General features: G+C 65.5%; 3 protein-coding genes. All 3 read right to left on the bottom strand.

Features of this window, described 5'->3' with window-relative positions:
• On the bottom strand, nt 1-161 hold a 161-nt coding region (locus EWE75_RS26410; RefSeq protein WP_427915826.1), incomplete at its 3' end, for a transposase.
• A 2-nt stretch (nt 162-163) separates the two neighbouring features.
• A complete protein-coding gene (locus EWE75_RS24770) occupies nt 164-502 on the bottom strand; it encodes a winged helix-turn-helix domain-containing protein (RefSeq protein WP_130160654.1) in 339 nt (112 codons plus the stop codon).
• Nucleotides 450-713 carry a helix-turn-helix domain-containing protein gene (locus EWE75_RS26405; RefSeq protein WP_130160653.1) on the bottom strand — a complete coding sequence of 88 codons (264 nt, stop codon included), beginning with the start codon at nt 711-713 and terminating at the stop codon, nt 450-452. The genes EWE75_RS24770 and EWE75_RS26405 overlap by 53 nt, the downstream gene beginning before the upstream one ends.
• Nucleotide 714: the final 1 nt, after the last annotated feature.

The raw sequence follows: 714 nt of genomic DNA, 5'->3' as shown, positions 1-714 counted from the left end.
GACGATGCCCGCAGCTTTGCCTTCAGCGGGGAGATTGCGCCGAAGATCCATGCTGAGGAGCGGCGCTGATCCTTGGGCGCTGAGGGGCGTGTGCCGCGCCTGGCCCAACGCCGGGTGAGCTTGGTCTGCTGGCCGACGCGGGCCTCGTCCTGCCACCACAGCTCTATTGGCGTATCTTTCGGTAGCCGCCGCTTGATTTGCGCCAGACGGGCGGCAAAGCTTTTTTAAAATCGACAATATCATCTGGCTTCTGGCCATGGTGGCGGGGCCGCGCCGAAAGCTTGCGATAGCCCATAGCGCGAAGCTCGCGCCCGAGAGTGTGGCGCGTGACGGAGAGCGCGAACTCATCCCAGATCCACTGCGCCAGATCGGCAAGCCGCCAACGCACCACGCCATGCGCCGCAGGGATCGGTCCCGCCTCGACAACCGCCGCAAGCCGGGCGCGCTGCTCATCGTTCAGGAATCGAGGCCCGCCCCGGCGCTTTGCGTGTTGCCAGACCATCGGGGCCGCTCTCGTTGAACCGCAAGACCCAGTCGCGCACGATCTGAAGCGTCACGCCGGCAAGTTTCGCCGCGTCACTTCGGCTCCCGCCGACCAGGATCAGCGCTACCGCCAATAGGCGTCGGACCTGATCCGCATCACCACTTCGTCTGGCACATCGACGCAAATCCGCCGGTGTGTAGTCGCGCCGAACGCCAACCGCTGCCGCCATC

The organism is Sphingomonas populi (genome assembly GCF_004208535.1).
Taxonomy (GTDB): Bacteria; Pseudomonadota; Alphaproteobacteria; order Sphingomonadales; family Sphingomonadaceae; genus Sphingomonas; species Sphingomonas populi.
The sequence above is the reverse complement of the archived record's forward strand: the minus strand, read 5'-3'. Positions and strand labels throughout refer to the sequence as shown.